The organism is Pseudomonas sp. LBUM1649 (genome assembly GCF_059716155.1).
Window position 1 is genome coordinate 31,963 of the sequence record NZ_CP166807.1, and the last position, 25,726, is coordinate 57,688.

The following is a 25,726-nucleotide window of genomic DNA, read 5'->3' on the forward strand; positions in this document are numbered from 1 at the left end:
GAGGGATTCAGATGCAACGGATCAAGGGCTACCACGCCCATGTCTATTTCGATGCCAGCACCATCGACCAGGCGCGGGCCCTGTGTGAGCAAGCGGCGCAATTGTTCCCGCTGAAAATGGGCCGGGTACACGAACGCCCCGTCGGCCCGCACCCGGACTGGAGCTGCCAACTGGCGTTCGGCCCCGAGCTGATCGGCGATGTGCTGCCGTGGCTAGCGCTCAACCGTAAGGGGCTGGTGGTGTTTCTGCACCCGGACACCGGCGACGATCTGTTGGATCATAGCGAGCACGCGATCTGGATGGACGCGATTCGGCCGCTGGACCTGTCTGTTTTCTGATCAGAGCGTTTCTTCGGCTTCGCCCGGCAAGCGCTCATCCAGGTGCAGCCACGGCAGGCGGCTGGCGGTCCAGATGTGGCGTTCGGCCGGGGCCTGTTCCGGGTGGTCGAGGGTGGCGATGGTCACGTCGATGCTGTCCGGGCTCAGGTGGGTCACCAATGCCAGTTGCGCCCCACAGTTACCGCAGAAATAGCGCGCGCAGGTTGGCGAAGAGTCGTACCGCGCCGGCGTCCCGGCCAGCCATTGAAAAGCTGAAGCCGGGACGGTGATCCACGTAGTCACTATCCCGCCGCTGACTCGTCGGCAAATCGAGCAATGGCAATGGGCGATATCGTGCAAAGTCCCGCTGAATTGATAGCGCAATTGCCCGCAGTGGCAGCCACCGGTATGAATGTTGACCATGCTGTTTACTCCTGATGCGTTTTCACTGACGTCTTCGCGAGCAGGCTCGCTCCCACAGGGAATCTGTGCCGTACACAAAATCATTGTGGGAGCGAGCCTGCTCGCGAAGGACACGACTCGATTTCCCTCCCTGCCCCAGTCCGACGACCGGTTGCACATCCGGTCAATGCTTTCATCGGCGAAAGCTGGCTGAAAGCTTCCCCGATTAGGATCGCCCTCACTGCCGGCAACAGACCGGTTGGCTAAAACGAGTGTTCGATTGCTCGCCCGGCCCATTTAACAACAACAATGGTGACCCTGATGCCCTCTTCTATCCGCCGCTTCGCTGCAACTCCGCCCGTACGCCTCGTGCTTCCCGTTCTGCGCTGATCCCGTTCGATCCGCCCATTCCCTAGCCGCGCTACGCCTGGAGTATTCCCATGCTGACTTTCCTTGGCTTCGCCATGGTCATCACGTTCATGTTCCTGATCATGACCAAGCGCCTGTCCGCGCTGATCGCCCTGATCATCATCCCGATCGTTTTCGCCCTGTTCGGCGGTTTCGCCCCGAAAATCGGCCCGATGATGCTCGAAGGCATTACCAAGCTCGCGCCGACCGGCGTGATGCTGATGTTCGCGATTCTGTACTTCGCCCTGATGATCGACTCCGGCCTGTTCGACCCGGCCGTGCGCAAGATCCTCAAAATGGTCAAGGGCGACCCGTTGAAAGTGTCGGTGGGTACCGCCGTCCTGGCGCTCGTCGTTTCCCTCGATGGTGACGGCGCGACCACTTACATGATCTGCGTGGCCGCCATGCTGCCGCTCTATAGCCGCATCGGCATGAGCCCGCGGATCATGGCCGGCTTGATCATCCTAGCCGGTGGCGTGATGAACATGACCCCGTGGGGTGGCCCGACCGCCCGTGCCGCCAGTGCGCTGCACGTCGACCCATCGGCCATCTTCGTGCCGATGATTCCAGCGATGGCGGCCGGTGTCCTGGCCATCCTCGCCATTGCCTACTTCTACGGCAAACGTGAACGTGCGCGTCTGGGTGAATTGCACCTGGTGGGCGATGAGATCGACCACAGCGAGATCACCGTCTCGCAATTCCCGGATGCCCGTCGTCCGAAGCTGATCTGGTTCAACGGCGCCCTGACCCTGGGCCTGATGTGCACCCTGATCGCCGGTCTGTTGCCGCTGCCGGTGCTGTTCATGGTGGCGTTCAGTATCGCGATGATCGTCAACTACCCGTGCCTGCAACAGCAGAAGGATCGCGTCGCGGCCCACGCCGGTAGCGTGCTGGCGGTGGTCGGACTAATCTTTGCCGCGGGCATCTTCACCGGTATCCTGTCGGGCACCGGAATGGTCGATGCCATGTCGAAAAGCCTGCTGTCGGTGATTCCGGATTTCCTCGGCCCGTACCTGGCGGTGATCACGGCATTGGTGAGCATGCCGTTCACCTTCTTCATGTCGAATGATGCATTTTATTACGGCGTGTTACCGGTACTTGCCGAAGCCGCCAGCCATTACGGTATAACCGCGGTTGAAATGGCACGTGCCTCGATCGTCGGTCAGCCCGTCCACTTGTTGAGCCCGCTGGTACCATCGACTTACCTGTTGGTGGCCCTGGCTGGCATCGACTTTGGTGATCACCAGCGCTTCACCCTGAAGTGGGCAGTGCTGGTTTGCATGTGCATACTGGTCGCTGCATTGCTGATGGGGATTTTTCCGCTGTTCAGCACTCTATAAGCCCAAGACTCACCATGACGGGTCCTGGCTTTGTTGTTTGAAGCCTGGGCCCTTCGTGGTTTAACACTCGCTCAAAGGAATACACATGGAATGGCTGACCAACCCTGAAATCTGGGTTGCCTTCTTTACCCTGACCGCCCTGGAAATCGTCCTGGGTATCGATAACATCATCATGATTTCGATCCTGGTCAGCCGCATGCCCAAGCACATGCAGCAGCGCACCCGGATTTTCGGCCTGGCGCTGGCCATGGTCACGCGGATTCTGTTGCTGCTGTCGATCACCTGGGTCATGCGCCTCACCGCCGACCTGTTCGAAGTGTTCGGCCAGGGTATCTCCGGGCGTGACCTGATCCTGTTCTTCGGTGGCCTGTTCCTGCTGTGGAAGAGCTCGCAAGAGATGTACCACGCGCTGGAAGGTCAAGACGAAACCAACGAAGAGCCGGGCGGCAAGGGCGGCAACTTCCTCTACACCATCATTCAGATCGCGATCATCGACATCGTGTTCTCGCTGGACTCGGTGATCACTGCCGTCGGCATGGTCTCCCACGTACCGGTCATGGTTGCAGCGATTGTCGTGGCGGTGCTGGTGATGATGCTAGCCGCGGGCACCATCAGCGCGTTCATCGACAAGCACCCGTCGCTGAAGATGCTGGCGCTGTCGTTCCTGTTGCTGGTCGGTACCGTGCTGATTGCCGAATCCTTTGAAGTGCACCTGCCAAAAGGCTACGTCTACTTCGCCATGGCGTTCTCGCTGGCGGTGGAAGCGATCAACATCAAGATGCGCACTGCGATGATGAAAAAGAAGAAGCAGCAAGACCCGGTGAAACTGCGCAAGGACGTTCCGGGTCAGTAACCCGAATGCCATGTGATGACAAAGGGGCCTTCGGGCCCCTTTTTCATATCTTCATCAAGCTGTTTTCATGACAGTTTTGTTTCAATCGCTACTTTAGCTATGCGATGCTGGCGCCAAGACCGTTAGCCAACTACAGCTTAAGTACAGAACGTAGAACGTCGCGGCACCGCTAACTTGCCCCTCTGGGGCGCTACCACCACAGGGGGCCTGCATGCTCACCCTGCTCAATTTGCTCTCAGCCGTAGCCTTGCTGATCTGGGGCACGCATATCGTCCGAACCGGCATCTTGCGGGTCTACGGCTCCAACCTGCGCCACGTCATCGGCCAGAACATGTCCAAGCGCGGGCTCGCGTTCATTGCCGGGATCGTAGTGACGGCGATGGTCCAGAGCAGTAACGCCACGGCGATGCTCGTCACCTCGTTTGTCGGTCAGGGCCTGATGGCGCTGACCCCCGCTCTGGCAACGATGCTCGGGGCCGATGTCGGTACGGCATTGATGGCACGGGTGCTGACTTTCGATCTGTCATGGCTCTCGCCGCTGCTGATTTTTCTCGGGGTGATTTTCTTCCTGTCGCGCAAACAGACGCGGCTCGGGCAAATGGGCCGCGTCAGCATCGGCCTGGGGTTGATCATTCTGGCGCTGCAACTGATCGTCGAGGCGGCGGCGCCGATCACCCACGCCCAAGGGGTGAAAGTGATTTTCGCCTCGCTGACCGGCGACATTTTGCTCGACGCCCTGGTCGGCGCACTGTTCGCGATGATTTCCTACTCCAGCCTGGCGGCGGTCCTGCTGACCGCGACCCTGGCCGGCGCCAGCGTGATCAGCCTGCCAGTGGCCATCGGCCTGGTGATCGGCGCCAACATCGGCAGCGGCATTCTCGCGTTTCTCAGCACCAGCATGCAGAACGCCGCCGGCCGCCAAGTGGCGTTAGGCAGTCTGTTGTACAAGCTGATCGGCCTGTTGTTGATCATTCCGGTGCTCGACCCCTTGGTGCACTGGATCGACAGCCTCGACTTCAGCCCACAGGAAATGGTCATCGGCTTCCACCTGCTCTACAACACCGCGCGTTGCCTGATCCTGTTGCCCAGTGTCGGGCCGATGGCCAGATTCTGTGCGTGGATACTGCCCGAGCGCCCGCAAACCAACGGCATGGCCAAACCCCGGCACCTTGACCTGACAGCATTGGTCACGCCAAGCCTGGCGTTGGCCAACGCGGCCCGGGAAACCCTGCGCATGGGCGATCTGATCGACAACATGCTGGAGTCCATGCTCGACGTGCTGCACGGCAAGCAAACTGCAGTGACCCAGGAAATGCGTCGTCTGACCGATGACGTCGAGGCGCTCTACAGCGCAATCAAGCTGTATCTGGCGCAAATGCCCCGGGAAGACCTCAGTGACCAGGACAGCCGGCGCTGGGCGGAAATCATCGAACTGGCGATCAACCTCAAACTCGCCAGCGACTTGATCGAACGCATGCTGCGCAAAGTCCAGCAGCAGAAAACCTCCCAGCGCCGGTCGTTTTCCGAAGTGGGGCTGGAAGAGTTGGCCGGGCTGCACAGCCAGTTGATTTCAAACCTGCGCCTGGGTTTGTCGGTATTTCTCAGTGCCGACAAGGAAAGTGCCCGCCAGTTGCTGCGTGAGAAACGTCGCTTTCGCGCACAGGAACGCCGCCTGGCTCACGCGCATGTCAGCCGTTTGCAACGCAAGATCGTGCAAAGTATCGAGACCAGTTCGCTGCACCTTGAGTTGATTGCCGACATGAAGCGTCTGAGTTCGCTGTTTTGCAGCAGTGCCTACGTGGTATTGGAAACGTCTGACACCGGGGCGCTGGCGGTCGACGATTTGGCTGACATCACTCATTCGCCTTGAACGTCTGGCACGGTGGTCAGTCAGTAACATTGATTCAGCCTCAAGGCCGTCTTCGCGAGCAAGTCGGATCGCCGCACCGTCGCTCCCACATTGGATTTGCGGTGCTCACCCATCCAATGTGGGAGCGAGCTTGCTCGCGATAGCGGACGGAAGGACGAAACGGATCTCCGATTGATTGCCGGGAAGCTCGTTATGCGTTGTCTGTTGTTCGCCTGTCTGTTGCTTGGCTCACTCCCTTCGTTTGCCCTGGATCGCTTCCAGGTCGAGGGCTACACCCTGCGCAACGGTTTGCAGTTGTTGCTCAAGCCTGGCACCGAACGCGGCCACGTGGCGATTCGCTTGGTGGTCGGCGTCGGCATCGATGATTTCGGTTGCGCCGATAAAGAACTGCCGCACCTGCTGGAACACTTGCTGTTCAGCGGCATCGACGCCAGCGGTGAAGGCGGCCTGGAGGAGCGCATGCAGGCGCTGGGTGGCGAGTGGAACGCTTTCACCAGCAACGCCGACACCACCTTCGTGATCGAAGCCCCGGCGAAAAACCAGCGCAAGGTGCTTGACCTGCTGCTGGCGTTGCTGACGCAGACCCATTTCGACGACGACGCCATCCACGCCGCCAAGCAAGTGGTCGAGCGTGAAGATGGCGGCCACTACACGCACCTGCAACGCTGGCTGGATCGTCAGGACCTGGGCCATACCGCCAGCAAACAACTGGCCGTGGAACTGGGCCTCAAATGCCCCGAGCGTGCGGAAGTGGGTCACCTGACCCGCGAACAACTGGAGAACTTGCGCAAGGACTGGTACGCGCCCAACAACATGACGCTGATCGTCGTCGGCGACCTCGACCGTTTACTGCCGGCCTATCTGGATCGGACTTATGGCGCGCTTACCGCCATCAACCCGACAGAGCACCCGCCCCTGCCACAAATCCAGGCCAGCGCTGCCCATGAGCGCAGCCTGATTCGCGGCTTCGTCGGTGGCGGGGCCAAGCTGCACTGGCTGGTACCGGAGCCGGTACTGGACGATCAGCACGACGAAACCTTCGACCTGCTCAAGGACTACCTGGACTGGGCACTCTATCGCCAGCTGCGCCTGGCGCACGGCTTGTCCTATGGCCCCTGGGCCGAGCGCGAGGTGTTTGGCGGCGTTGGCTTCATGAGCCTGAATGCCGACCTGGAGCGCGACGACGTAGCCGAAGCGCAAAAGGTGCTGGATGAATTGAAGGCCGGTTTGCTCAAGGACGGTCTCAATGCCGAGACCTTCAATCGCCTCAAACAGGCCGCCATCGCCCGCCAGTCGTGGGCCGTGCAAGGCAACAGTGCGCTGGCCGATTACTACTGGAGTGCCTTGGGAGACTACGAAGACGGCCGTTTCGCCAAGCCGGTCAAGGAGTTGCAAGCGGTCACATTGGCGCAAGCGAACAAGGCCATGCGCGAATTGCTCCTGCAACCGGGGTATGTGCGGATCGAGAAGCCTTTGGTGAGTTATGACCAATTGATGTGGGCGATTGCCGGGGTGTTGGGATTGTTGGTGTTGACCCTGGCGGCATGGCGTTTTCATCGCAGAAAGTAACCACTTTCGCTGATGAGGCGGTAACCTGTCAGGGATTTTTCCTACGACTACTGTGAACCGCCGAATGCCGACCCTGACCCTTTTCGTCCAGCGCATCCTCGAACTGATGAAGCGCTACCCCGGGGTCATTGCGCTCGGTGGTTTTATCTCCGGGATCGGCAGCTTCATCCTGGTGGATCGCCAGCAGGGCCTGGCGAGCTGGATCACCACCATCATGCTGATCAGCTGGGTCTGGCTGATGCTGGAAAACAGCCTGACCAAGCTGTTCACCAGAATCTTCAAGCGGGAAATCCCCCAGCCACTGCTGCGCTATGCGACGCAGATGATTCACCAGGAAAGCCTGTTCTTCGTCCTGCCCTTCTTTTTCATCACCACGACATGGAACAGCAGCCAATTGTTCTTCACCGGGCTGTTGGGAATCGCGGCGCTGATTTCCATCATCGACCCGCTCTACTACAAATGGCTGGCGCCCCGGCGCTGGGCGTTCCTGGCGCTGCACACCCTGACCCTGTTCGCCGCCCTGCTCACCGCATTGCCGGTCATCATGCACCTGACCACCGCGCAAAGTTTCAAATGGGCACTGGGCATCGCCGTGCTGTTGTCGTTCCCGAGCCTGGCGTCGATCTTTCCGATCCGCACCGTGCGCAACGCCCTGGCGATCCTGAGTATTACCGTGGGGATCGGCGGTGTCGGTTGGGTGCTGCGTTCGTGGGTGCCGCCAGCGACCCTGTGGATGACCGACGTGGCCATCAGCACGCAGATGCAGGATCGCACCCCCGGCGCCAGCCTCGAAGAAGTCAGCGCCCAGCAGATTCGCGGCGGCGGACTCTATGCCTACACGGCGATCAACGCGCCACGGGGTCTGGACGAACGGATTTATCACGTCTGGCAATTCAACGGCAAAGAGGTCGATCGCATCCCTCTCGATATCCACGGTGGGCGCAAGGAAGGCTATCGGGCCTGGACCCACAAGCAGAACTTCCCCGGCAACCCGGCAGGCAAATGGCAGGTTCGGGTGCTGACCGAAGACGGCCAATTGATCGGTGTGTTGCGCTTCAAGGTGACTGACAGCACACCGGTCAAAGAAAAGTAAGGCAGTTCGTGCTATTACGTAGCTCTGCGTAACAGCCGAAAAAGCACGGAGCTTATGACCAGCAGCACAGTGGCCGGCAATGCCCAATTGGACACCTCGCACTCCCCGCCTCAGATACGGGTGACGGGGGACTGGACGCTCGCCCATTACGCCGACCTCAAGCGCCTGAGCGAAAAGCTCGAAGGCCAATACGACGACAGCACCCGCATCGATCTCAACGGCCTCGGCGCCCTTGATACGGCCGGCGCCTCGTTGTTGGTGGAACTGCTGGGTTCCGAGCGCCTGGGCCGATCCGCCGAACATCCCGACTGCACCCTCTCCTCCGCCGACCGCGCGTTGTTGCAAACCGTCTATCAGTCGATGACGGATTTCTGCGTGCCGCTCAAGGAACCGGAAATCAGCGTCGGCATTCAATTGCTGACCCGCATTGGTCGCGCGGTGGACACGGTCTGGCAGGACACCCTGCAACTGCTGGGGTTCGTCGGCCTGATTCTGGAAACCATCGTTCGTGGTCTGTTACGTCCCAGCCGCTGGCGCATCACGCCGATGGTGGCGCACATCGAACAAACCGGCCTCGACGCCGCGCCCATCGTTGCCCTGCTGACCTTTCTGGTGGGCGCCGTGGTGGCCTTTCTCGGGGCGACGGTGCTGACCACGTTCGGCGCCAGCGTGTTCACGGTAGACCTGGTGGCGTTTGCCTTCCTGCGCGAATTCGGCGTGCTGCTGACCGCGATCCTGATGGCCGGGCGCACCGCCAGTGCGTTCACCGCGCAGATCGGTTCGATGAAGGCCAACGAGGAAATCGACGCCATCCGCACCCTGGGCCTCGACCCGATGGAGTTGCTTGTGGTGCCGCGGGTCCTGGCCTTGCTGGTCGCATTGCCGATGTTGACCTTTCTGGCGATGGTCTCGGGGATCATCGGCGGCGGCGTCGTCTGCGCGGTCGCGCTGGATATTTCGCCGGCGATGTTCCTGTCGCTGCTGCAATCGGACATCGGCGTTCAGCACTTTCTGGTGGGGATCGTCAAAGCACCGATCTTCGCGTTTCTCATTGCTGCGATCGGTTGCCTGGAAGGCTTCAAGGTCAGCGGCAGCGCCGAGTCTGTCGGCGCCCACACCACATCAAGCGTGGTGCAGTCGATTTTCGTGGTGATCGTGCTCGACGCCGTGGCCGCGCTGTTTTTCATGGAGATGAGCTGGTGAGTCGTTTACCCCGAGCGCCCGCCGAGGCGGTGATCGAAGTCCGTGGGCTGTGCAATCGTTTCGGTAGCCAGAGCGTGCACGAGAACCTCGATCTGGATCTGTACAAGGGCGAGATCCTTGCCGTCGTCGGTGGTTCCGGCAGCGGTAAATCGGTGCTGCTGCGCAGCATTGTCGGCTTGCGCCAGCCCAGCGAGGGCGTGGTGAAAGTCTTCGGTAAAAACCTGCCGACTCTACCCGAGCACGAGCGGTCACTGGTCGAACGGCGCTTCGGTGTGCTGTTCCAGAAAGGCGCCCTGTTCTCTTCGTTGACCGTGACCGAGAACGTCGCCCTGCCCCTGATCGAACACGCGGGTTTGAGCCGCGACGATGCCGAGCACCTGGCGGCGGTGAAACTGGCCCTGGCCGGCTTGCCGTTGTCGGCGGCGGACAAGTACCCCGCGTCCCTGTCCGGCGGCATGATCAAGCGTGCGGCGCTGGCGCGGGCCTTGGCGCTGGACCCGGACATCCTGTTCCTCGACGAGCCCACCGCCGGTCTCGATCCGATTGGTGCCGCCGCCTTCGATCAACTGATCCTGACCCTGCGTGATGCCCTGGGCCTGAGCGTGTTCCTGGTGACCCACGATCTCGACACGCTCTACACCATCACCGACCGGGTGGCGGTGCTGGCGCAGAAGAAAGTGCTGGTGGCGGATGCCATTGATGTCGTCTCGGAAACCGACGACGCGTGGATTCACGAATACTTCCATGGCCCTCGCGGCCGCGCGGCGCTGACGGCCGCTCAACAGCTCAACGAGGTCTGACATGGAAACCCGAGCCCATCATGTAATGATCGGCCTGTTCACCGTGATTGTGGTGACAGGCGCCCTGCTCTTCGGCCTTTGGCTGGCCAAGTCCAGTGTCGACACCGAGTTCAAGGATTACGAGGTCGTATTCAACGAGGCGGTCAGCGGCCTGTCCAAGGGCAGTTCGGTGCAGTACAGCGGGATCAAGGTCGGTGACGTGGTGTCGCTGCGCCTGGACCCGAAAGACCCGCGCCGGGTGCTGGCGCGGATCCGTCTGGGCGGCGATACCCCGATCAAGGAAGACACCCAGGCCAAACTGGCGCTGACCGGGGTCACCGGGACATCGATCATCCAGCTCAGCGGCGGTACGCCACAGAGCCCGACGCTCAAAGGCAAGGACGGCAAACTGCCGACCATCGTCGCTTCGCCCTCGCCCATCGCCCGTTTGCTCAATGACAGCAACGACCTGATGGCTGGGGTGAACATGCTGATGCACAACGCCAACCTGATGTTTTCCACGGAAAACATCGAGCGCATCAGCAAGACCCTGGAACATCTGGAAGTCACAACCGGCAGCATCGCCGACCAGCGCGGCGACATTCGTCAGGCCATGCAGCAACTGTCCTCGGTCGGCAAGCAGGCCAGCACCATGATGGAACAGACGTCGGCGTTGATGCGCAACGCCAACGGCTTGCTCAATGATCAGGGCAAGCAGATGTTCGGCAGCGCCGAACAGGCCATGAAGTCGCTGGAACAGAGCACCGCGACGATCAACAAACTGCTGAGCACCAATCAGGACTCGCTCAATAGCGGCATGCAGGGCCTCAATGGCCTGGCCCCGGCGGTGCGTGAACTGCGTGAAACACTCACCTCGTTGCGCGCTATTTCTCAACGTCTGGAATCCAACCCCAGCGGCTACCTGCTGGGCAGTGACAAGAGCAAGGAATTCACCCCATGAAGCTGACCCGCCTCGCCCTCCTCGCCAGCTTCACCCTGATCAGCTCGTGCTCGATTCTGCCCAAGTCCGAACCCTACGATCTCTATCGATTGCCATCGGCGCAAAGCAGCGCATCGGCCACTCACGTCACGCCGCAGCGCTGGTCGTTGCGTCTGAACAAACCCCAGGCCAGCGAAGCGTTGAACAGCCCGAACATCGCCGTCATCCCCCAGGGCGACGTGATCAGCAACTACAAGGGCTCACGCTGGAGCGACCCGGCGTCGGTGCTGCTGCGCAATCGCCTGCTCGATGGTTTCCAGCGTGATGGTCGGGTGACGCTGCTCAGCACCGACGACAGCAACTTCCAGGCGGATCTGGAGCTGGGCGGCAGTTTGCAGGCGTTTCAGACTGAATATCAGGGCACCAGCGCCAGCGTAGTCGTGCGCCTGGATGCATTATTGGTGCGTGGTTATGACCAGCGAATCCTCGCCAGCAGACGCTTTGAGGTGCGCCAGCCGTTGAGCGATGTGAAGGTGCCGGCAGTGGTGGCCGGATTTGGCCAGGCCAGCGATCAGCTGACGGCGCAGGTGGTGGTGTGGGCGGTTGAGCAAGGGCAGAAGCTGGCGCCAACACCAAGACCCTGAAGCCAGCACAGAACTATTGTAGGAGCGAGCCTGCTCGCGATGGTCGTGAACGATAACGCGTAAAACCAGATGGCCAGCGGCGTCCTTGGGTTTTTCGCGAGCAGGCTCGCTCCTACAAGGGGTCTCGGTTAACCGAAGAACCAGTAGCAAACCCCGATCGCGCCCAGTACGCCGGCCAACTCGGCCAGTAACGCACACCCCACCGCATGCCGCGCTCGCTGGATACCCACCGCACCGAAGTACACCGCCAGCACATAGAACGTGGTTTCGGTACTGCCCTGAATCGTCGCCGCCACCAGTGCCGGGAAGCTGTCCACGCCGGAGGTTTTCATGGTTTCGATCAGCATCGCCCGGGCGGCGCTGCCGGAGAACGGTTTGACCATCGCAGTCGGCAGCGCATCGACAAAGCGCGTGTCCCAGCCGGCCCATTCCACCAGATGACGAATCCCGTCCAGGCCGAAATCCAGGGCGCCGGACGCCCGCAACACGCCCACGGCGCAGAGCATCGCCACCAGGTACGGCAACAGGTTCTTCGCCACGTCGAAGCCTTCTTTGGCGCCTTCGACGAACGCTTCGTAGACTTTTACCTTGCGCATCGCGCCAATCAGCAAAAACAGCATGATCAAGCCAAATAGCGTCAAATTGCCGAGAATCGACGACAAGCCCGCCAGTGCAGTGGCTGACATCGTTCCCAGCAGCGCCATGAAACCACCGAGGGCGAGGGCGCCGGGAATAATATATGCCAGCACCACCGGGTCCCAGACGCGCAGGCGTTGCATGAAGGCTACGGCCAGGAAGCCGACGATGGTCGAGCAACTGGTGGCGAGCAGAATCGGCAGGAATACCAGCGTCGGGTCGGGCGCGCCTTGCTGGGCGCGGTACATGAAGATCGTCACTGGCAGCAGGGTCAGGGAGGAGGCGTTGAGCACCAGGAACAGGATCTGCGCGTTACTGGCGATCGTATCGCTGGGGTTGAGTTCCTGCAGGGCCTTCATGGCCTTGAGGCCGATGGGCGTGGCGGCATTGTCCAGGCCCAGGCCGTTGGCGGCGAAGTTCAGGGTAATGAGGCCGATGGCGGGGTGGCCGGGCGGGACTTCCGGCATCAGGCGTAAAAACAGCGGGCCGAGGGCCCGGGCCAGCCATTCAACGATCCCGGCTTTCTCGGCGATCCGCAGAAAGCCCAACCACAGGGTGAGCGTGCCGAACAGCAGGACCATGACCTCGACGGACAACTTGGCCATGGCGAAGATGCTTTCCACCATCGCCGCGAAGATCCCGGCGTTGCCGCCGATCAGCCATTGCGCCAGCGCCGACACGGCAGCCACGATGAAGAAGCCAAGCCACAGGCCATTAAGCATCAGTCAAATCCCCCAAAAGATGCGCGAATGATAGCGGGGTGGCCAGAAACGACAAACCCCGGATTTCTCCGGGGTTTGTTTGGTACTGCTTGCGGGGATCACTGTGGGAGCGAGCTTGCTCGCGATGACGGACTAGCAGTCAACATTGATGTCGACCTATCCATCGCTATCGCGAGCAAGCTCGCTCCCACAGGGGGTTCGTATCAACTGCGCGAGGTTTCACCCGCCGGCAACTTTTCCTTGCTGCGCCAGTGCGGCAGGGAGTTCCAGTAGCGCTGGCCCTTGGCGTCGTCGTACATGCCTTCCCAACGAGCGATGACCAGTACGGCCAGGGCGTTGCCGATCACGTTCAGAGCGGTACGCGCCATGTCCATGATACGGTCGACACCGGCGATGAATGCCAGGCCTTCGAGCGGGATACCGACACTGCCCAGGGTGGCCAGCAGCACCACGAAGGACACGCCCGGAACGCCGGCAATGCCTTTGGAGGTGACCATCAGGGTCAGTACCAGCAGCAATTGCTGGCTGATCGACAGATCGATGCCGTACAGCTGGGCAATGAAGATGGCCGCGATGCTCTGGTACAGAGTCGAACCGTCCAGGTTGAACGAGTAACCGGTTGGCACCACGAAGCTGCAAACGGCTTTGGGCGCGCCATAGGCTTCCATCTTCTCGATCACACGCGGCAGCACGGTTTCGGAGCTGGCGGTGGAGTAGGCCAGTACCAGCTCATCCTTGAAGATGCGCATCAGCTTGATCACTGAGAAGCCGAACAGGCGAGCGATCAGGCCCAGCACCACGAAGGCAAAGAAGGCGATGGCGAAGTAAACCAGGATCACCAGTTTTGCCAGTGGCAGCAGGGAAGCGAAGCCGAAGTTGGCCACGGTCACTGCGATCAGCGCGAACACGCCGATCGGTGCGTAGTTCATGATCATGTGGGTGACCTTGAACATGCTTTCCGAAACGCCCTGGAACATCTTCACCAGCGGCTCGCGCAGGTCCGCCTGCAAGCTCGACAAACCGAGACCGAACAGCACGGAGAAGAAGATGATCGGCAGCATTTCGCCGCGGGCCATGGCCGCGAAGATGTTCGACGGGATCAGGTTGAGGATGGTTTCGATGAACGCGTGTTCATGCTGAACTTCGGCCGCCGTGGCCTGGTACTTGGAAATGTCCACAGTGCCCAGGGTGCTCATGTCGATGCCGGCACCTGGATGGAACAGGTTGGCCAGCAGCAGACCGATCACGATGGCGATGGTGGTGACGATCTCGAAGTAAATGATGGTCTTCAGGCCGATGCGCCCAAGTTTCTTGGCGTCACCGACGCCAGCGATGCCGACGATCAGGGAAGAGATGACGATCGGGATCACGATCATCTTGATCAGACGGATAAAGATATCGCCCGCCGGTTGCAGGACGTTGCTGATCCACCAGGCTTTTTCGGCACTGAAATGGTTGAGCAGCGCACCGATTGCAATCCCCAATACCAGACCGATGAGGATCTGCCAGGCGAGGCTAAGCTTTGCCTTCTTCATATCTTTACCCTTACTTCAGTTTGATTCGGACAGATGCATGAACGGCTTCGCTTGCGGCGAAAATGTCAGTGCACCTGTCCCCGTATAAGGAGCCCCGGAGCGCTTGTTAATGGCTCTCTGGCAGGCGAAAAAAGGCGCAACTATTCCGATGCATGGAAGCGACGTCTAATGCCGTAAACGCCTACCCTATGCCGAATCGGCATGAGGTTTTTTGAGTGAAACGCGCGTCCCAACCGGTTCGAATACGACATATTGGCAGGCATAAGTGCCGTGAACCGGCCATCACAGAGCAGATTGTGTGTTTTTTGAACAGTGGGGAGGGGCGTCAAAATGACAGAAAATCGCAAGATGTCCGCAGAGATTTGAGCGCTAAAGAAAGGCGATTTTTCTCGATGTACGGTCGCTTATTAAGCCCCGGGAGAATATTTCCCGCAGGCACTTTGAGCCTTCAAGCTCTACGCAAGCCCGTCGAGCCGCGGTTGGCTGGCGAACTTGCGTGGCAGCTTTACCCTGACCCGGCCCTTGCGCAGGCACTCCCTGTACCCGTAGGTCACTCCGCCCATGAAACAGGCAGAACGTCCCGACCCCTTGGTCATGCGCCTGCCTTCCTCGGGTGGCGCAGGGGAAAGAAGCGGTAGCCATCTTTCGCGTCTGGAACTCAGTACCACTTTGGATCTTTTTTCAGCTGCTCCATTAACAAGTCCTGCATACCCTGGCCCGGTTTTCCGAGGAAACGGTAGTTGGCGTGCCGTGTCGGTGACTTGTCTGCCGGCAACCCTGCCGGTACTTCGACCAGCATGGCGTAGGCCTCTTTCTTGTCGAAACTGACGGCGACGATCAAGCGTTCATTAATGCAGCTGGCCTGCGATGCGCACAGCGGTCCCACCAGATACTTGTCGCCATCCTCTTCAACGGCATTCATCTGTTCAGCATCGCCGGACAGGTTCATCACCCATTCCGGCAGGCGTTCTTCCTTCTTCACTACGCCTTGCCATGTCTCACGATACTGCGGGTCAGCGTTCAAGAGTTCGTTCACCCGTGCCTGCCCATCATTGGCGGCGATTGCCATGGCACTACCGCCCAGTAGCAGGGCGGCTGCCAAAGTCTTCAGCGAAACGCTCAAGTTCAACCTCGGCCGCGACGGCTAAAGAAGAAGGAAGCGATGAACATCACCAGGAACACGACAAAGAGAATCTTGGCGATACCCGTGGCGGTGCCCGCGATACCACCGAAGCCCAGGACTGCGGCGACAATGGCAATGATCAAGAATGTGATTGCCCAGCTCAACATGGTGATTCTCCTTACGTTTCTATTTAGAGGTGTTGCTTTCCCGGCGCGTCGAGCGCACCAAGTCGATGTGCTTAGAACACCCAGCGTTCCTGATGGCGCATTTCATCGGCTGGCTGCGCCTGGTCGACGTCCATCATTCGCATCGGAGTGTTATCTACCAAACCGCTGCCTGCCGCGCTGAAGTGGGTTTGGGGCGGACGCTCAAACGATACGCGCGGGGCTTCTGGCTGCTGGCTCTGTTCCCACAGAAGAAACTGTTGACCAGCGATCAAGGTGATCAACAGTGCAAGTCCCGCAAACAGGCCTTGCTGAACATGCAGGGGTGAGAGATGCAATTGGGCGGCACGTTGGCGATTCATCCTGAAGCTCCTCCCACGCTGGGGAAATCGGGTTGAGGGCGTTGTTGCTGCCCTGCGTTAATCAGGTTATTGCAGCCTGCATGCCAGCTTTTTTCCTACAAAAATTATATGTAAAACAGATAGTTATGTTCAAAGCGCTTGCGCGGCTCGACGCATCCTGCACGATGAGCTCTCGTGCAGTCGTGCGTAATGCACGACTCACTGGAAAGACATCGCAATATTTTTGAATTGAGAGGAGGGCGCAGCTGTCAGAAATGGACGCAAGGCATCTGTGGCAAGAGGAGTTACTTGGAAGACGCGCAAGCCCGGGCGCTACAGCGAGGGGACAGGAGATAGCTACCCTGCAATGGCAGGAATGGATCAGAATAAACCATGCAACTTGCCCGATTTTTCCGGGACTAACCAAGATCATTCGTTAAGGAGCGTAGGAAAATGGAATCCGCCACTGAGCATCAAGGCCGCATTCTTCTGGTGGATGATGAGTCTGCCATCCTGCGAACCTTCCGCTATTGCCTTGAAGATGAAGGCTACAGCGTGGCGACTGCTAACAGCGCTGCGCAAGCGGAAGCCTTGCTGCAACGTCAAGTCTTCGACCTGTGCTTCCTGGATTTGCGTCTGGGAGAGGACAACGGTCTGGACGTTCTGGCGCAGATGCGCATCCAGGCCCCATGGATGCGCGTGGTGATCGTCACCGCGCATTCGGCCGTAGACACTGCCGTGGATGCGATTCAGGCGGGTGCCGCCGACTATCTGGTCAAGCCGTGCAGCCCCGATCAGTTGCGCCTGGCCACGGCCAAGCAGCTGGAAGTGCGGCAATTGTCCGCACGTCTGGAGGCCCTGGAGGGTGAGATACGTAAACCCAAGGACGGCCTGGACTCCCACAGTCCGGCAATGAAAGTCGTGCTCGAGACCGCCCGCCAGGTGGCCAGTACCGACGCCAACATTCTGATCCTCGGCGAATCCGGAACCGGTAAAGGCGAGTTGTCCCAAGCGATTCACGGCTGGAGCAAACGCTCGAAAAAGTCCTGTATCACTATCAACTGCCCGTCGCTGACTGCTGAACTCATGGAAAGCGAGTTGTTCGGCCACAGCCGGGGTGCATTTACCGGCGCCAGTGAAAGCACCCTTGGGCGCGTCAACCAAGCCGATGGCGGGACGTTGTTTCTTGACGAAATCGGCGATTTTCCCTTGATTTTGCAACCAAAGTTACTTCGCTTCATTCAAGACAAGGAGTACGAGCGGGTGGGTGACCCGGTCACCCGTCGGGCCGATGTGCGCATTCTTGCGGCGACCAACCAGAACCTCGAAGACATGGTCCGCGACGGCCGTTTCCGCGAGGACCTGCTGTATCGCCTCAACGTCATTACGTTGCACCTGCCGCCACTGCGCGAACGCCGGGAAGACATTCTCAACCTCGCCGAACGGTTTCTGGCCCGTTTCGTCAAGGAATACGCACGTCCGGCTCGAGGATTCAGCGACGAGGCCCGCGAAGCGCTCCTGGGTTATCGCTGGCCGGGGAACATTCGCGAGCTGCGTAACGTGGTGGAGCGTGCGAGCATTATTTGCCCGCAAGAGCGGGTAGAGATCAGCCACCTGGGCATGGCCGAAGCGCCGATCAATAACGCCCCGCGTATTGGTGCCCCGTTAAGTCTGGATGAGCTGGAAAAAGCCCATATCGGTGCCGTCCTTGCCACCGCGGGTACACTGGATCAAGCCGCCAAGACGTTGGGGATCGACGCGTCGACGTTGTACCGCAAGCGCAAGCAGTACAACCTGTGAGTCAGCGGCGATGAAGCTGGCGATGAAGTTGCAGACCCGTCTTTTCCTCAGCATTTCAGCGCTGATCACCGTCGCACTGCTTGGGCTGCTGCTCGGTCTTGTCAGTGTGTTGCAGATGGCTGGGAGCCAGGAAGCGCTGGTGCGCAACAACTTCGTCACCCTGGATCTGGGGCTCAAGTTGCGACAGACGTTGGGCGATCAGTTGATCATCATGCTCAGCGATAAATCCGATCCGGCCGCCTTCGAAGCGTCCAGGCAGCGTTACCTTGAACTGCTGGAGGAAGGCATTGCCCAAGAGCCGTCGGGTGAAACCCACGGCTTCAAAAAGGCCAAGGCCGACTATTTGAGCTTTATTCGTGCGTATGAGGTGTCCGCTGACCCGACGCGCGTGCTTAGCGGCAACGATGAGTTGACCGAAAAATTCAATCTAGTGCGCAATGGGTTGATTGCCGACCACAAGCGGGCGCTGGATGACATCAGCGCCGTCGAACGCAAGGCGCGAGAGCGTGCGCTGCTGATCGCCGGGCTGCTTGGCCTGGTCGGGCTGGCAGTGCTGATCATCGGCTTCGTCACCGCGCATGCCATCGCCCGGCGTTTCGGCGAGCCCATCGAGGCCCTGGCGCAGGCAGCGGATCATATTGGCCAGGGTAATTTCAACGTCACGCTACCGGTGTCCTCGGCCGTGGAGCTGAATCAGCTGACCCGGCGCTTCGGCATCATGGCCGAGGCGCTACGCGAACATCAGGCCACCAACGTCGATGAGCTGTTGGCGGGACAGCAGCGTTTGCAGGCGGTGCTCGACAGCATCGACGATGGCTTGCTGATGATCGATCGCCAGGGGCATCTGGAGCACCTCAACCCTGTGGCGCAGCGTCAGCTGGGCTGGGACACCGATCGACTCGGGCGAGGCTTGGGTGAGGCGCTGGAACATCCCGAACTCGATGAACAACTGCAGCTGGTACTGCGTGGCGGTACGCTGGAGCGTATGCCGGATGACCTGAATATCGAGGTCGATGGCGAGACGCGATTGCTGACTTATAGCCTGACGCCGGTCATTCATACCCAAGGGCATATCCTCGGTGCGGTGATGGTGCTGCACGATGTGACTGAACAACGTGCCTTCGAACGGGTGCGTAGCGAGTTCGTCTTGCGCGCCTCCCATGAACTGCGCACGCCTGTTACCGGCATGCACATGGCATTTGGCCTGTTTCGCGAGCGTGCGCATTTCCCGCAAGAATCCCGGGAAGCGGACTTGCTGGACACGGTAAACGAAGAAATGCAGCGGCTGATGCAGCTGATCAACGACTTGCTGAATTTCTCTCGCTACCAGAACGGCTTGCAGAAACTCACCCTGGCGCCGTGCTCCATCGAGGATTTGCTGGAGCAAGCGCAGATTCGCTTCACCAACGGTGCGCAAGAGAAGGGCGTCGAGCTGTTGGTAGAAGTCCAGGGACCCTTGCCACGGCTGCAAGCCGATCAGCCGCAATTGGACCGGGTGCTCGACAATCTGATCGATAATGCGCTGCGCCATACCGCCACCGGCGGACTGATACGCCTGCAGGCCAGGCGCCATGGGGAACGGGTCATCATCAGCGTCGAAGATAACGGTGAAGGCATCGCCTATGGGCAACAGGGCCGGATTTTCGAGCCCTTTGTCCAGGTCGGCCGCAAGAAAGGCGGGGCGGGGCTCGGTCTGGCGTTGTGCAAGGAAATCGTGCAGCTGCATGGTGGGCGGATGGGCGTTTACTCGCGACCGGGGCAGGGGACTCAGTTCTATATGACGTTGACGGTGTAAGCGCTTTTACGCTTCGTCATCCAGGCGTCGACCGGCCAGTCGGCGACCTCGGGTTATCAACTCAATGAACTGCACCGCACTCAGTGCATGAGCGAACAGCCAGCCCTGGCCGAACTTCACTCCCTCACTGCTCAGGAGCTTGGCCTGGGCTTCATGCTCGATACCCTCGGCAATCACCTTCAAGTGCAGTGACTGGGCCATGTGAATGATATGCGGGGCGACACCGCTGCTCGCCGCGTCATGACCCAGCGCATCGATAAAAGCCTTGTCGATCTTGAGGCAATCCACCGGCAGGGTTTGCAGGTAGGCGAGGCTGCAATAGCCGGTGCCAAAGTCATCGATCAGTACCTGATGCCCGACATCCCGCAAGGCTTGCAGGTTTTCCCGGGCCACCACCACATCGATCAGTCCGCGTTCGGTGACTTCGAAGGCAATCTGCTTGGCCGCGACCCGGTGCAGGGTCAACAGGCGGGCCATCACTTGGCCGATCCGCGGGATCATGACATCGCAGGCCGCCAGGTTGACCGAGATGTACAGCTGCGGATTAGCCCGCAGCAGTTGCCCCAACTGCTCAAGCAGGCGTTGCAAGACAAAGTCGGTCATCTGGCGGATCTGCCCGGTGTTCTCTGCCATCGGGATGAACAGGTCGGGACTGGTCAGGGTGCCATCCGGCCTTCGCCAGCGCAGCAAGGCCTCGGCCCCGACGCAGTTGCGGCTGTCGAGGTCAAAGATCGGTTGATACAGCACCTGCAACTCACCTCGGCGGATGGCGCCAGTCAGTTCAGCGTCCAGTGACTGACGCTGACGCACCAGCAAAAACACCAGGAAGCCCACGCACAGTGCCAATAGCAGGCAGGCGGGCAGCAACCACCACCACATGGGCGGTATATGGGTGCCACTGCGCGGGCTGATCAGCACCAACTGGTATTCCGGGTTGTCGGTGGGCATGCGGTAAATCAGCTTTGTCTGGGTGACTTGCAGCGCATCGCGGGTTTTCGGCGGCCAATGGCCGGTCGGGGGCCAGGCTTGCGAGATCCCCAGTACCGGAATCGCCCGGGTGCCATGGTCAAGTACCACCAACAGGCTGCTTCCTGGCGAAAGGTCGACCATGTCGGTCAAATGGCCGCGAGACGTCGCGACCCGGAAGTTGCCGCGTCCAAGCATCAGCGCGGCACGGTTTTCATCGGGCTCGGTAGTGGTGTTCAACCAATAGCTGTAGGTGGGGCCATTGATGTCCGGTGGGCGTATCAGTGACAAACCTTCCTGGCGCGGACGGTTGGAGCAGATTCGCGAGGCGTCCATGTAGGCCGCCTCGTAGACGAAGCGATAATTGAAGCTGACTTGCTGCAGGGTCGCGATCATGTCGTCATCGCAGCTACGCAGCGGCTGGGCTTCCAGGTCATCAAGGCTCTCGCGCAACTGCCCGAACAATTGCTCCAGCCGAGCGAGAAAGCGTTCGCCCTGGGCGTTCATTTCCCAGCTTTCGTTTTGCTCAACCTGGTGAATGGCGACGAAGTAGCTGCCGGCCATCATCAATGTAGCGCTCAAGACAGCAGCCAGCATCGCCAGAAACCAAGGGCGATAGAACCAACTGCGGAGTGTCTCTCGAGCAACAGTCATAATGGAATATCCAACGGATTACCAATGAGTTATAGCTGCTATTTGAGAAACGCGCTGACCGTCGGGCGATCGTCATTATTTTGTCTGAATTAAAACCTGAAGCAGCGCTGCCGTTTGTGCGTCCGGCGTACCGTCATAGCGCGACGGTCGGAAATGCATCTGGAAGGCCGCCAGCACATGGCGGGTAGCGACGTCCAGTTCGCCGGTTTGCGGCGTGTCATAACCGGCGCGTGCCAGTTGTGCCTGGAACCAGCTGATGCTCGGCAGCTGTGTTTCGAACCGGGTTTGTTGGCGGACTACGGCTTGCTCGTTCGGCCATATGCCGATCCCTTGCTCTGCCAGCCGCTTCCAGGGAAACAGAGGCCCCGGATCAAGCTTGCGCAAGGGGGCGATGTCGCTATGGCCGACAATGTTGCGAGGGCTGATTGAGTAGCGCTGGCTGATGTCCTTGAGCAGGACGATCAGGGACTGGACCTGCGCTTCGCTGTAGGGATACCACAGGCGCCCGGTCGGGGTGTCCTTGAAGCCTGGATTGACGATTTCGATGCCGATCGAGCTGGAGTTCATCCAGGTTCGACCTTGCCATTGGCTTTCCCCGGCGTGCCAGGACCGCAGGTTTTCATCCATCAGCTTGTAGATGGTCGCGTTCTTGTCATCGCCGACCAGGTAGTGGCTGCTGACGTCGCCGTGGGTCAGCAGTTGCAGCGAGCGCTCCAGCGATGCCGAGGTGTAGTGGAGCACGACGAACTGAATACGACTGTCGTGATTGGGCGAAGCATGGCTGGTGTCGTAACGGGGGCCGCTGGCGCAGCCGGCCAACAGGATCAGCGACACGATGAGAGCAAGATATTTCATGGGGAAGCCAACACGCTAGTGACAGTAATGCAACAGTGTAACGTACTGTCTTGTGCGTGTTGGGCCATCGCAACGATTTGAACAAAATGGAGCGACATGCCCTCAGCCCAACTCCACCCGGTTGCGCCCGGCATTTTTTGCCCGGTACAGCGCCTGATCAGCTCTTTTCAGCACCACATCGCCGTGCTCGCCGGGCCTGAATGCCGCCAGGCCTATGGAGAGGGTGATGGTCACCGGTTCACCCCTGAAGTGAAAAGGGCAGGCTTCGATAGAGGCGCGCAGGGTCTCCAGGAGTTTCATGCCATTCGCCGGGACTGTGGACGGCATCAGCAGGACAAACTCCTCGCCGCCAAATCGCGCAATGAAATCCGTTGCGCGCAGGCGCTTGCGCAGCACACTGGCAATGATTTTCAAGACTTTGTCGCCCGCCAGGTGCCCGTAATTATCATTGATGCGCTTGAAGTGATCGAGATCGAGCATGGCCAGCATCAGCGTGTTGCCGTGCTGCTGCCATTGGCCGATCTCATACTCCAGGCGCTCGCTCCAGGCCGCGCGGTTGGGCAGGCCGGTCAGCGGGTCGATCAAGGCTTTCTGGCGTTGCTCTTCGAGGTGCTCGCGAAAGCCCTGGGCTTCCTGTTCCATGTGGGCAACCCGCTCGGCCAGGCTTTGCAGGCGGGCCGCCACCTCCTGCTCGCGCTCGTCGCGCTGCTGGCGGTGCTGGTCCATGGTGCCGAGCAAGCCATCCAAATGGTTCTCCAGCACGTGCTTGAGATCATTCAGGTCGGCCGCTTCCTGCACGCTGCTCTGCAAGCCGTCGACCTGTTCGCGAATCTGCGTGTCCATCGCATGTGCGGCGGATCGGCTGTCGGCATGGCCGGCGCTGGCGGCCTGCAGGTTGCTCTGGAACGATTCCAGGCGTTCGTTGAGCCGCTGCAGATAGGCTTCGAATTCGTGTTGGCCACCGTCGGAGATTGCCAGCATCAAAGTGGCTAGGTCGTCGAGAATCGGCAGCAACTCGTACCAATTCAAGCCATTTTTCAGACGTTCACGCATTGATTCGGCTTGTGGACGATGACGCTCGGGTACCGTCAGATCGTCGAGCAAGCCCAACAAGGTGTCTTCGATGTGTTTGGCCACCGAGCTGTAGGACGGTTCGGGCGAGTCGGGCAGGGCGTAGAGCATGTCTTGCTCGGGCTGCTGCGGATCGATGGCAGCCAGGACCTGGGCCATGGGCGAGGGAAGCGGCAGGGTGTCGAGCAGCACCCCTTGGCTCAATTCGTCGGGATTGACCGCCGGTTCAGCTTGGGTGGTGGGTGTGACGGCAGGTGTGGACAGTGTCTCGGATTGCTGCGTATCGGCTCCCGCTAACACTTCGGCGGGCCCGGCGGGCGCTTGCTGCACCTCAAGGGCTGGCGCAACAGTAGCAGGCTGGGTTGCGTCCGGTGTACCGCGGATAAGCTGCGGCGCGGTGTCAGCAATGACTAACGGGGTCGCGACCATGGGCGCCAAAACGGTTTCGCCCGTCTGTGCGACATGTGTTTGCTCTGCGAGGGCGAAGGCGGTCGTCTCTTCGGCGTCACGATGACCGAACAGCCGCTGCAACAGTCCCGGGCGCTCAGGTTCCGCCGGGCTCTCCAGCTGGCTCAGAGCCTTGCCTTGCAGTCCGCTCAGCTCGCCGAGCAGCAACGGGATCTCGCGCGCCTGGCTGACGCGACTATCCAGTTGTTTGGCGAAGTGCTTGAGGGGGCGGCTCACTTCCCGGGGCAGCGGCAATGTTTGCAGCTGCGTGACCAGGGCGGTGAGTGCGGCGCAGGTCTGGTTGACCCGGGTTTCCCGACGCTGTTCGGAGTCGAGTACGGCTTTTTCCAGGCGTGGCAGCAGGGTGGCGAGTCCGGCGTCCATGTCGTCGGTGCGCACGACTTCGCGCATTTCCTTCATGCATTGGTCAACGACGCGGTCGGTGCCTTCTGCTGCCAGCGTGCTGCGCACCAGACCCCGGCGCAACAGGTCGAGCCGGGCATCCCAGCGACGTTCGAGCTTTTCCTGTTGTTCGATGCTTTGGAGGTATTTCTCTTTCCAGCGCTGTGCTTCGTCGCTCATTGATGGGATCCGCGGGGGGAAGGACTCAACGCGGGGAAAGCATCGGCCGTGAGCGAACCCGGCAGACGAATCTCTACCGCGACCGGCAGGTGATCGGAAATGGGTTGCGCCAGCACCTCGACCTTTTCAAGGGTCAGGCTCGGGCTCAGCAGAATATGGTCCAGGCAGCGCTGCGGGCGCCAGCTGGGGAATGTCGCATCCAGTTGCGGGGCCAGCAGGCCGAGGTCGCGCAACGGGGAGTTTTGCAGCAGGTCACTGGCATGGGTGTTCATGTCACCCATCAATACCTGGTGTTTGTAGCCACCAATCAGCTCGCGGATGTAAGCCAGCTGCAGGCTGCGGGCACGAGCGCCCAGTGCCAGGTGCATCATGACCACCACCAGCGCTTCCGGGCCTTCGCCGAAACGCACCAGAATCGCTCCGCGACCCTTCGGCCCTGGCAGCGGATGGTCCTCGATCGCCCAGGGGCGCAGGCGACTGAGCACACCGTTGCTGTGCTGGCCCAGGCGACCGAGATTGCGATTGAGTTGTTGATACCAGTAGGGAAAGGCGCCGAGCTGGGCCAGGTGTTCGACTTGGTTGACGTAGCCTGAACGCAGGCTGCCGCCATCGGCTTCCTGCAGGGCGACCAGGTCGAAGTCGCCCAGCAGATTGCCGATCTTTTGCAGATTGTCGGCACGCCCGGTGTGCGGCAACAGATGTTGCCAGCCCCGGGTCAGGTAATGCCGATACCGCTCGGTGCTGATACCGACCTGGATATTGAAGCTGAGCAAGCGCAGACGGCTGTCTGCGGGCAGGCCCGTCGATTCCAGATGATGCTCGTTGACCCGCGGATCATGCAGGCCAACGATGCGTTCGGTTCCCCACCGGCGCATGGCGGGCGCCTCTTAGTTGGCGGCAGCCTTGTTAGCCGCTCGCTCTTGGTCGACCAGTTTATCGGCCAGTTGCAGGGCTTTTTCGGCGCCGCCGGCCGAACCTACGTCAAAACGATACTTGCCGTTGACGACCATGGTCGGAACCCCGGAGATTTCATATTTTTTCGCCAGTTCGCGCGCCTTGTTGATCTGACCCTTGATAGCGAAGGAGTCAAACGTAGCCAGGAACTTGTCCTTGTCGACGCCTTGGGTGGCCAGGAAGTCCGCCATGTCATTCTTGTCGACCAGCTTTTTGTGTTCTTTCTGAATGGCTTCGAACACTGCAGCGTGGACCTTGTGCTCGACGCCCATGGCTTCGAGGGTCAGGAACATCTGGCCATGTGCATCCCATGGGCCGCCGAACATGGCCGGAATACGCACGAAGTTCACGTCGGAAGGCAGCTTTTCAACCCATGGGTTGATCACGGGCTCAAAGGCGTAGCAGTGCGGGCAACCGTACCAGAACAGCTCGACCACTTCGATCTTGCCAGGCACGGCGACCGGCACCGGATTGCTCAGCTCTACATAAGGTGCGGCGGGGGCTTCAGCGGCTTGGGCAGTCATGCCGAACAGGCTGGCAGCGGCAAAAACGGCGCTGATGATCAGATTACGCATGCTTTACTCCTGGACAAATTTTATCGCCTCGCGGGACCTGATTTCAGACAGGTCATGGCGGGCCTGAGTTCTGTAGTGTAACGGCAGC

23 protein-coding genes are annotated in these 25,726 nt (G+C 60.1%); 12 read left to right on the forward strand and 11 right to left on the reverse strand.

All coding sequences use genetic code 11. The features are described 5' to 3' along the window. The first annotated feature begins 11 nt into the window (after positions 1-11). Positions 12-338, forward strand: a complete 327-nt coding sequence (locus ACA058_RS00150; RefSeq protein WP_497637307.1) for a DOPA 4,5-dioxygenase family protein — start codon at positions 12-14, stop codon at positions 336-338. On the opposite strand, the gene ACA058_RS00155 is transcribed toward ACA058_RS00150, so the two are convergent. Continuing rightward, positions 339-740 carry a GFA family protein gene (locus ACA058_RS00155; RefSeq protein WP_497637308.1) on the reverse strand — a complete coding sequence of 134 codons (402 nt, stop codon included), beginning with the start codon at positions 738-740 and terminating at the stop codon, positions 339-341. 419 nt (positions 741-1,159) lie between these two features. On the opposite strand from ACA058_RS00155, the gene ACA058_RS00160 reads away from it, so the two are divergent. The 9 genes from ACA058_RS00160 to ACA058_RS00200 all read left to right on the forward strand — a co-directional run bounded on the left by ACA058_RS00160 (position 1,160) and on the right by ACA058_RS00200 (position 11,418). Further along, a complete protein-coding gene (locus ACA058_RS00160; protein WP_497637309.1) occupies positions 1,160-2,467 on the forward strand; it encodes a CitMHS family transporter in 1,308 nt (435 codons plus the stop codon). An 85-nt stretch (positions 2,468-2,552) separates the two neighbouring features. Continuing rightward, on the forward strand, positions 2,553-3,320 hold the full coding sequence (locus ACA058_RS00165; RefSeq protein ID WP_497637310.1) for a TerC family protein: 768 nt from the start codon (positions 2,553-2,555) through the stop codon (positions 3,318-3,320). A 211-nt stretch (positions 3,321-3,531) separates the two neighbouring features. Further along, a complete protein-coding gene (locus ACA058_RS00170; RefSeq protein ID WP_497637311.1) occupies positions 3,532-5,190 on the forward strand; it encodes a Na/Pi cotransporter family protein in 1,659 nt (552 codons plus the stop codon). A 192-nt stretch (positions 5,191-5,382) separates the two neighbouring features. Beyond that, positions 5,383-6,759 carry a M16 family metallopeptidase gene (locus ACA058_RS00175; protein ID WP_497637312.1) on the forward strand — a complete coding sequence of 459 codons (1,377 nt, stop codon included), beginning with the start codon at positions 5,383-5,385 and terminating at the stop codon, positions 6,757-6,759. Positions 6,760-6,823: 64 nt separating this feature from the next. Continuing rightward, positions 6,824-7,852: a DUF5924 family protein gene (locus ACA058_RS00180; RefSeq protein ID WP_497637313.1), complete on the forward strand. Its 1,029-nt coding sequence runs from the start codon at positions 6,824-6,826 to the stop codon at positions 7,850-7,852. A 54-nt stretch (positions 7,853-7,906) separates the two neighbouring features. Further along, on the forward strand, positions 7,907-9,055 hold the full coding sequence (locus ACA058_RS00185) for an ABC transporter permease (RefSeq protein WP_497637314.1): 1,149 nt from the start codon (positions 7,907-7,909) through the stop codon (positions 9,053-9,055). After that, on the forward strand, positions 9,052-9,855 hold the full coding sequence (locus tag ACA058_RS00190; RefSeq protein ID WP_497637315.1) for an ABC transporter ATP-binding protein: 804 nt from the start codon (positions 9,052-9,054) through the stop codon (positions 9,853-9,855). The genes ACA058_RS00185 and ACA058_RS00190 overlap by 4 nt, the downstream gene beginning before the upstream one ends. Position 9,856: 1 nt before the next feature. Continuing rightward, positions 9,857-10,795, forward strand: coding sequence for an MlaD family protein (locus tag ACA058_RS00195; protein ID WP_497637316.1), 939 nt, complete (start codon positions 9,857-9,859; stop codon positions 10,793-10,795). Then, on the forward strand, positions 10,792-11,418 hold the full coding sequence (locus tag ACA058_RS00200; protein WP_497637317.1) for an ABC-type transport auxiliary lipoprotein family protein: 627 nt from the start codon (positions 10,792-10,794) through the stop codon (positions 11,416-11,418). The genes ACA058_RS00195 and ACA058_RS00200 overlap by 4 nt, the downstream gene beginning before the upstream one ends. A gap of 128 nt (positions 11,419-11,546) precedes the next feature. Here ACA058_RS00200 and ACA058_RS00205 read toward each other — a convergent pair whose 3' ends face one another. From ACA058_RS00205 to ACA058_RS00225, 5 genes are all read right to left on the reverse strand, one after another. Further along, positions 11,547-12,776, reverse strand: a complete 1,230-nt coding sequence (locus ACA058_RS00205) for a nucleoside recognition domain-containing protein (protein ID WP_497637318.1) — start codon at positions 12,774-12,776, stop codon at positions 11,547-11,549. Positions 12,777-12,979: 203 nt separating this feature from the next. After that, positions 12,980-14,311 (reverse strand): glutamate/aspartate:proton symporter GltP, encoded by a 1,332-nt coding sequence (gltP, locus tag ACA058_RS00210; protein ID WP_497637319.1) that lies wholly within the window; start codon positions 14,309-14,311, stop codon positions 12,980-12,982. A 658-nt stretch (positions 14,312-14,969) separates the two neighbouring features. Further along, positions 14,970-15,434, reverse strand: coding sequence for an inhibitor of vertebrate lysozyme family protein (locus ACA058_RS00215; protein ID WP_497637320.1), 465 nt, complete (start codon positions 15,432-15,434; stop codon positions 14,970-14,972). Between the two features lie 2 nt (positions 15,435-15,436). After that, the gene (locus ACA058_RS00220; protein WP_020798027.1) at positions 15,437-15,601 is read right to left on the reverse strand and encodes a DUF1328 domain-containing protein; all 165 of its coding nucleotides are present in this window, start codon (positions 15,599-15,601) and stop codon (positions 15,437-15,439) included. Between the two features lie 71 nt (positions 15,602-15,672). Beyond that, positions 15,673-15,960 (reverse strand): hypothetical protein, encoded by a 288-nt coding sequence (locus tag ACA058_RS00225; RefSeq protein WP_497637321.1) that lies wholly within the window; start codon positions 15,958-15,960, stop codon positions 15,673-15,675. A 432-nt stretch (positions 15,961-16,392) separates the two neighbouring features. On the opposite strand from ACA058_RS00225, the gene algB reads away from it, so the two are divergent. Both algB and ACA058_RS00235 read left to right on the forward strand, forming a co-directional pair. Beyond that, complete coding sequence (gene algB, locus ACA058_RS00230; protein WP_497637322.1) at positions 16,393-17,739, forward strand: sigma-54-dependent response regulator transcription factor AlgB; 1,347 nt, start codon at positions 16,393-16,395, stop codon at positions 17,737-17,739. Positions 17,740-17,749: 10 nt separating this feature from the next. Then, a complete protein-coding gene (locus ACA058_RS00235; RefSeq protein WP_497637323.1) occupies positions 17,750-19,534 on the forward strand; it encodes a KinB sensor domain-containing domain in 1,785 nt (594 codons plus the stop codon). A 6-nt stretch (positions 19,535-19,540) separates the two neighbouring features. Here the strand turns inward: ACA058_RS00235 and ACA058_RS00240 are convergent, their stop codons facing one another. The 5 genes from ACA058_RS00240 to ACA058_RS00260 all read right to left on the reverse strand — a co-directional run bounded on the left by ACA058_RS00240 (position 19,541) and on the right by ACA058_RS00260 (position 25,638). Next, the gene (locus tag ACA058_RS00240) at positions 19,541-21,154 is read right to left on the reverse strand and encodes an EAL domain-containing protein (RefSeq protein WP_497637324.1); all 1,614 of its coding nucleotides are present in this window, start codon (positions 21,152-21,154) and stop codon (positions 19,541-19,543) included. A gap of 75 nt (positions 21,155-21,229) precedes the next feature. Continuing rightward, positions 21,230-22,009: an N-acetylmuramoyl-L-alanine amidase gene (locus ACA058_RS00245; RefSeq protein ID WP_497637325.1), complete on the reverse strand. Its 780-nt coding sequence runs from the start codon at positions 22,007-22,009 to the stop codon at positions 21,230-21,232. A 102-nt stretch (positions 22,010-22,111) separates the two neighbouring features. Beyond that, positions 22,112-24,109, reverse strand: a complete 1,998-nt coding sequence (locus tag ACA058_RS00250; protein ID WP_497637326.1) for a GGDEF domain-containing protein — start codon at positions 24,107-24,109, stop codon at positions 22,112-22,114. Continuing rightward, a complete protein-coding gene (locus ACA058_RS00255) occupies positions 24,106-24,984 on the reverse strand; it encodes an endonuclease/exonuclease/phosphatase family protein (RefSeq protein ID WP_497637327.1) in 879 nt (292 codons plus the stop codon). The genes ACA058_RS00250 and ACA058_RS00255 overlap by 4 nt, the downstream gene beginning before the upstream one ends. Positions 24,985-24,996: 12 nt before the next feature. Then, the gene (locus ACA058_RS00260; protein WP_497637328.1) at positions 24,997-25,638 is read right to left on the reverse strand and encodes a thiol:disulfide interchange protein DsbA/DsbL; all 642 of its coding nucleotides are present in this window, start codon (positions 25,636-25,638) and stop codon (positions 24,997-24,999) included. Positions 25,639-25,726 lie beyond the last annotated feature (88 nt).